This is a genomic window from Halomonas sp. SCS19, assembly GCF_040147015.1.
In the GTDB taxonomy this organism is placed as follows: domain Bacteria; phylum Pseudomonadota; class Gammaproteobacteria; order Pseudomonadales; family Halomonadaceae; genus Halomonas; species Halomonas litopenaei.
This window is the reverse complement of sequence record NZ_JAMSHN010000001.1, coordinates 396,984-404,108: the sequence shown is the minus strand read 5'-3', so window position 1 is coordinate 404,108 and position 7,125 is coordinate 396,984. Positions and strand designations below refer to the sequence as shown.

Sequence of the window (7,125 nt, the reverse complement as noted above, 5' to 3'; positions counted from 1 at the left end):
TTGACACCTTGATGAGGGGCCTGAACGGGCCAGCGGGAGCGGTATGCTGCTAGACGAGGCAAGGGGCGACGTTGAAGCGTCCATGCGTGAACGGATGCAGCACTGGCTGGCCCGGCACTGTGAGCGCAGCGGCGCTGTCGATGAGGTGCGGCTGGTCGAGGGATTGGTGGCGTGGCGTGGGCCATCCGGCATCGAGCCAGTGGCGCTGTGGCCGGGCTTCAGCGAGGGCGAGGGCGCCGGCGAGGCACTGCTGGCGCTGGCAAGTGAGGTCGCCGAGGTTGCCAGTGGCATGGTCAGCCAACTGGATGAGGCGCACCTGGGCATCGGCTATCCGGTGAGCATGGATGGCGAGGTGGCAGGCGCGGTAGCGCTGAGCCTGGCGATTCCGCCTGGCCTGCGCGACACCTCCGACGACGGTGTGGCGCGGGCACGTCAGTCCCTGGTGCCACTGATGCAGCGACTCGAGGAAGGTGTCGCTGCGCTGGAACGGGACCTGATGAGTGAGCGGCAAGAAGACATGCTGCGACACCAGGCGGTACTCGGGGACCGCCTGTCCCTGCTGGCCGGCGTGCTGTCGGAGGCTACCTTCGCCGCAGCCTCGGCACAGCTGGTGACCCGTCTGGCCGAGCAGTTCGGTGCCGAACGCGTAAGCCTCGGCTGGCGCCGTGGTGCCAGTTGTCGCGTGTTGCAGATTTCCCACAGCGCCCAGTTCAATCGCAAGATGAATCGAGTGAAGGCCACGGCGGCGGCGATGGATGAGGCGCTCGACCAGTTGGCCAGCGTGGCCTGTCCTCCCGTGGAAGGTGCGGCAGGGCGGCACGATGGCGGTGTCCAGCTGGCCCATCAGGAGCTGGTCGCCCTCGGCGGTGTTCCTTCGGTGGTCAGCGTACCCTGCCTCGACGATGGGGTGGCGCGTGGCGCCGTGACCCTGGAACGCGATCGACCCTTTACCCTCGACGAGATCGAGGCGCTGGAGAGTCTGCTGGCGCTATGCACCCGTGCGCTGGAGGAGAAAAGGCGCAACGACCGGCCGCTGGTGGTCAAGGCGCTGGCATCGGCTGGCGAGCAACTGGAGCGCCTGCTTGGACCGGGACATCTCGGGCTCAAGCTGGCGGTGCTGGCGCTGGTGGCTCTGCTGGTCGCCTCCACCCTGATCACCACGGTGGAAGAGGTGGCGGCGGAGGTGACCGTCGAAAGTCGTGTGCAGCGGGTGATCTCGGCGCCGTTCCGGGGGTATCTCGAGGCAACCAGCGTGCGAGCCGGTGATCGTGTCGAGCGCGGGCAGGTGCTGGCGAGCATGGAAACCCGGGAGCTGCTGCTGGAACGGCTGCAATGGCAGAGCGAAATCGCCAAGCTGTCACGCCAGGAGCAGGAGTCCCGCGCGCGTGGTGATCGCGCCGGGCTCAACGTGCTGGCGGCTCAGCGAGAGCAGGCCGAGGCACGGGTTGCGCTGGTCGAGTCCAGGCTCAATCGGGCCACCCTGGTCGCGCCCTTCGATGGGGTGGTGGTCAGTGGCGACCTGACTCAGCGACTGGGCGCGGTGACCGAGCAGGGCGAGGAGCTGTTTCGCGTCTCTCCGCTGGACGGGTTTCGCCTGGACCTGGCCGTGCCCGAGGGCCGTATCGATGATCTGGCGCCGACCCAGCATGGCTCGATGGTGCTCGCCTCGATGACCGGCAAGCGTTGGCCGCTGGTGGTCGAGCGGATCACACCCCGGAGCACCAGCGGTGAAGGTCAGACCCGCTTTATCGTCGAGGCTCGCCTGGAGATGAACGCCGGCGAGGTTGACCCCCGGCAGGTGGAACGCTTGCTGCGCCCAGGGTTGTCGGGTATTGCGCGGGTCGAGGTCGGCGAAGGTCCGCTGATCGAGATCTGGACCCGCGGGCTGCGAGACTGGCTCAAGCTGACGCTGTGGCGCTGGTGGGGGTGAATCATGACCACTGCACTGTTCAGCCAGCACTGGCACCGAGTCGCCGATCTACGCCTGCGCCTGCGCCGGCATGCGCGTTTGTCACGCCACGAGTATCGCGGCGAGCCGTGGTACGTGCTGCACGATTCGCTGACTGGACAGGTGCATCGTTTTACGCCGGAGTCCTATCAGATCATCGGGCGACTCGATGGACGACGCACCCTCGACGACATCTGGCATCAGGTCAGCCGGTCGTTGGGCGAAGCCATGCCGACACAGCAGGAACTGGTCACCCTGATCGGTCGCTTGCATCGTGCCAATCTGCTTTCGGGGCACGAAGACATCAATATCGAGGAACTGTCACGGCGTCAGACGCGGCAGCGTCGCAGCAAGTGGCTGCAGCTGATCAAGTCGCCGCTGGGCATCCGCATCCCGCTGCTGGATCCGGAGCGCTTCGTCGCCGCGAGCTACCCGCTGGTAAGGCCGCTGCTGGGCCCGCTGGGCGCGGTGCTGTGGCTGGCGACCGTGGTGCTGGCGCTGGTGGTCGCAGGCATCCACTGGACGCAGCTGAGCGACAACCTGGCCGATCGGGTGCTGGGGGTCGACAATCTATTGCTGATGGCACTGGTCTACCCGTTGATCAAGACCCTGCACGAACTGGGGCACGCCTGGGCCACCCGCGACGCGGGCGGCGAGGTCCACGAGATCGGGGTGATGCTGCTGGTCTTTTTCCCGGTACCCTACGTCGACGCCAGCGCCGCTGCGGCCTGCCCGGACAAGGGCAAGCGTATGCTGGTCGGGGCCGCCGGGGTGCTGGTCGAACTCTGGCTGGCGGCGGCGGCCATGCTGGTGTGGGCCATGGCCGAGCCTGGCGTTGTTCGCTCGCTGGCCTTCAACGTCATGTTGATCGGCGGTGTCTCGACCCTGATGTTCAACGGCAACCCGCTGCTGCGCTTCGACGCCTACTACGTGCTGGCCGACTACCTGGAAATTCCGAATCTGTTTTCCCGCGCCAACCAGCAGCTCACCTACGTGGTCAAGCGCTACCTGCTGGGACGTCGCGATGTCAGCGGTCAGGCCGGTTCGCTCAAGGAGGCCTGGTGGCTGGTGGCCTATGCGGTGCTGTCCTTCGTCTACCGACTGATCATCATGGTGGTCATCGCCACCTTCGTCGCCACCCAGTACCTGTTCATCGGTATCCTGCTGGCGCTGTGGTCGGTGACCATGACGCTGCTGTTGCCCCTGTTCAAGCTGTTGAAGGCCATGTCTGTGGATAGCCAACTCGAAGGTTCTCGCACTCGCGCCTGGAGCTGGTTGCTCGGCGGCCTGGCGTTGCTGCTGGCGGGCCTGCTGCTGGTGCCCGCGCCTCACGCCACCACCCTAAAGGGGGTGATCGATTCTGCCGAGCCCGCGCGCCTGCGGTCCGGTGTCAGCGGTGAGCTGGTCGAACTGATGGCGATACAAGGGCAGCCACTTCGCACCGGCGACCCGATTGCCCGTATCGCGGCACCGGAACTCGACGCCGAGGTGAGGCTGCTCGAGGCCAGGGCACGGGAAATCCAGCAGCAGCAGCAGGCCGACATTCGGGACCCGCAGGCGCTGTCGGTGCTGGCGGAGACTCAACGCCTGGTCGATGGTCAGCTGGTCGATGCCAGGCGCAGAGCGGCGGCGACATTGCTGACGAGCCCCCACGATGGACGCTGGATGATGCCCGAAGGGGCGCCCCTCCTGGGTAGCCATGTTCGCCGCGGCCAGGCCCTCGGGGTGCTGGTCAAATCCGGTGACCTGCGAGTGCGGACGCTGGTGCCGACCCACCAGGCGGAACTCGTGCGCGACGACCGGCGCAGCGTCAGCGTGCGTACCGGCGGTGATGCGAAGGCCGTCGCCTCGCACCTGCTGCGGTTGTCCCCTGGCGCCAGTCATGAGGTGCCGAGCCTGAGTCTCACCCAGAAGGGCGGAGGCGATGTTGCCCTGGACCCCACGGCGGCGTCGGGGGAAGGCGAGCCGCTGAGGGCCTTTCGTCGGCATCATCTGGCGGACTTCAGCGCCACAAGCCTGATCGAGAGCGCTGCAAGGGTGCGCCTGGGTCAAGGTGTCCAGGTGCGTATCGAGCACACACCGGAGCCGATTGGATTCCGCGTGTGGCGGCAGGTCCGGCGTTCCTTCCTGCGCCTGTTCGAGCGCTGAGTCGATGCTGACACGAGTTCCCGCAGACGTCATCAGCCGCGCCGAGCGCCCGGTGTCAGCACCTGGTGCACTGGAACGGGCCTGGCATGGGTTGAGGGCAAGCCTCGGCGGGCCCTCCTCGGTCAGACGATGGGTCTTGCGTTGCCGTCTTCCCGTCCTTCACTGGCATGCGCGGCAGCTGTCACGACTCGACGACACCGCGCTCGATGCGCAGGCTGGCCTTCTGCGCCAGGCGTTGCGCCGTCGCGGCGTGGTTGGGTGGCTATGGCCACGTGCTTTCGCCCTGGTCAGGGAAGTGGCACGACGTGAACTGGGCATGGCACACCACGACGTGCAGCTGTTGGGGGGCATGGTCCTGCTGAAGGGGCAGGTAGCGGAAATGCAGACCGGCGAGGGCAAGACCCTGACGGCCACTCTGCCGGCTGCTACCGCCGCCCTGGCCGGCATCCCGGTGCACATCATCACGGTCAACGACTACCTGGCGTCAAGGGACGCCGACAAGATGGGCCCCGTCTACGCCCGCCTGGGTCTCTCGGTGGCCTCGGTGGTCCACGGCATGACGCCCGCCGAAAGGCGCAGGGCCTACTCGGCGGATGTGGTCTACTGCACCAACAAGGAACTGGTATTCGACTACCTGCGGGACACCCAGGAGCTGGGCACCAGGCGTCACCCCTTGAGCGCCCACGCTGCACGACTGCAGGGGCGTCTCACCAGCCACAGGCTGCTGCTCAGAGGGCTGCACTTCGCCATCGTCGACGAGGCCGACAGCGTGCTGATGGACGAGGCGCGGACTCCCTTGATCCTGTCTGGCCCCGCCGGCGAGGGTGCACTGGATATTGCGCTTGTCGATGAGGCCATCGCCATGGCGAAGCGCTTTGTCGAGGACGAGCACTTCGTGCGGGAACAGGGGCAGCTGTTGTTGACCGACAGCGGCAAGCGTTATCTGGAATCGCAGGTCGAACGACTGTCCCGCCAGTCGATGGCCGGACACTGGCAGGGACGTTCCCGTCAGCAGTGGTTGATCCAGCAGGCTCTGCTGGCGCAGCACCACTTTCAACGTGACGTCCACTACCTGGTACGGGATGGCAAGGTGCTGATCATTGACGAGCACACCGGCCGGGTGATGGAGGATCGGCGCTGGGAAAAGGGGCTGCAGCAGATGATCGAGCGCCGCGAAGGGTGCGAGCCCAGCGATCCCAACATTACCCTGGCGCGTCTGACCTACCAGCGTTTCTTTCGCCGCTATCGCCACCTGTCGGGTATGACCGGTACGGCCAGGGAGGTGCGGCGCGAACTCTGGACTACCTACCGTCAGAGGGTGGTGACGGTGCCCCCTCATCGGCCTGGCCGGCGGCGTCTCGGCAAGGTGATGCGTTGCGACACGAAGGCGGCCAAGTGGGAATGGATCTGCCAACGTCTTCCTTCTCTCGTCGCGCAAGGGCGTGCTGTGCTGGTGACCACCGTCAGCCTCGCTGATGCCGAAGCGCTTTCGGCGAGACTCAAGGCCAACGACATTGCACACCGAATACTGAGCGCTCGCCAGGACGCCGACGAAGCGGCGGTCGTCGCCGCAGCCGGGGCGCCAGGGGCGGTCACCCTTGCCACCAGCATGGCAGGACGCGGGACCGATATTCCGCTTGATCCGGTGACTCGTGGTGCGGGCGGCCTGCACGTGATCCTGGCGGGCCATCACGACGCTGCGCGGATAGATCGTCAGATCATGGGGCGCTGCGCTCGCCAGGGCGATCCGGGCAGCGTCGAGTGGGTGCTGTCCGAAGAGGATGAATTGCTGACTGAACTGGATGGCTGGCAACGCCGTCTTGGAAGGCTTGCCACACGACTGCGCCGCGCGCAGCAGACCAGGGAGCGTCGCCACGCCCGGGAGCGGGCACGTTTGCTCGAAGCCGACTGGCGTGAAGATGACCAACTGGGTTTCAGCGGAAGAGGGGAGTAGCGTGGCGCGGAAGTGGCATGGCGCGAAGGTGGCATGGCGCGGAAAGAGGCGCGTTCATTTCTTTAATTCGCTCTATGGTTTTTCCCACTGGCAGATCTGTATGGCCATGGTCTGCGCTGATAGCCGATCGTTGTTTAACCCTTGTCTCCGTCATGGAAAGGAAGTGCGCATGAAAGCAGCGAGATCACTGATCGTCGCCCTGGGATGCATCGCCGCGCCGGCAATGGCGCAGGACACGGATCTGCAAGAACCGGGATTTGGTGAAATAAGCTGCCTGGTGGAGCCAGGTCGCCAGGCTGCTCTGTCGAGCCAGGTGCCGGGCGTCATCGAGCGAATCGACGTACAAGCGGGCGTGCGGGTGGCGGATGGCGATCCGCTGTTTTCGCTGATGCGGGATGTCGAATCCGCCAGTGTCGAACTGGAGCGTTCTCGCGCCGCCTATGCGTCACGACGCATGCAGCGAAACCAGCGAATGATCGAGCGCAATATGCTCAGCGAGAGCGAACGTGACGAGATCGATACCGAGCTTCGCCTGGCCCGCCTGCAGGTCAATCTCGCCAATGCACGTCTGCAACAGCTCACGACGCGTGCTCCCTTCGATGGGTGGGTGAGCGAACGCCTGGCGGAGGAGGGTGAATTCGTTGACGCCACGCCGGTGCTTGAACTGGTTCAGCTAGATCCGCTACGCATCGAGGCCGCTTTGCCGCTGGCCGCTTACGGAAGAATCGCTGCAGGAGATGTCATCGAGGTAACGCTATCGAGCCCGGTGGGGCAACGCTATTCAGCGGAGGTCATCCATGTGGACCCGGTGATCGACGCTTCGAGCGGGACCTTCGCCTTGGGCATGCGGCTTGCCAACCCAGATGAGCAGATTCCGGCAGGGATCGCCTGTGAGCTCGGCGGCATCGCGGAAGGTGGCGACGCCTAGGCCGATTCGATACGTCAGTGGATGCTCCATGACGAGCCGGGTAAGCAGAGAAAGCCCCGGCGGTTTGCTGCAGTTTCTTGGCGCCTTCCTCGTTGCCTTGTCGGGGATGTCATGCAGATGACGGTGGCGTGAAATTTTTTTACACGA

4 protein-coding genes are annotated in these 7,125 nt (G+C 65.5%); all 4 read left to right on the top strand.

Annotated features, from left to right (window positions below; all coding sequences use genetic code 11):
• Positions 1–43 precede the first annotated feature (43 nt).
• From NFH97_RS01680 to NFH97_RS01665, 4 genes are read left to right on the top strand one after another with little or no spacing between them, the layout of a single operon-like run.
• Complete coding sequence (locus NFH97_RS01680) at positions 44–1,930, top strand: efflux RND transporter periplasmic adaptor subunit (RefSeq protein WP_222515316.1); 1,887 nt, start codon at positions 44–46, stop codon at positions 1,928–1,930.
• Positions 1,931–1,933: 3 nt separating this feature from the next.
• Positions 1,934–4,096 carry a peptidase M50 gene (locus tag NFH97_RS01675; RefSeq protein ID WP_349624283.1) on the top strand — a complete coding sequence of 721 codons (2,163 nt, stop codon included), beginning with the start codon at positions 1,934–1,936 and terminating at the stop codon, positions 4,094–4,096.
• A 4-nt stretch (positions 4,097–4,100) separates the two neighbouring features.
• Positions 4,101–6,050: a preprotein translocase subunit SecA gene (locus tag NFH97_RS01670; protein WP_349624282.1), complete on the top strand. Its 1,950-nt coding sequence runs from the start codon at positions 4,101–4,103 to the stop codon at positions 6,048–6,050.
• A complete protein-coding gene (locus tag NFH97_RS01665; protein WP_349624281.1) occupies positions 6,016–6,978 on the top strand; it encodes an efflux RND transporter periplasmic adaptor subunit in 963 nt (320 codons plus the stop codon). The genes NFH97_RS01670 and NFH97_RS01665 overlap by 35 nt, the downstream gene beginning before the upstream one ends.
• Positions 6,979–7,125 lie beyond the last annotated feature (147 nt).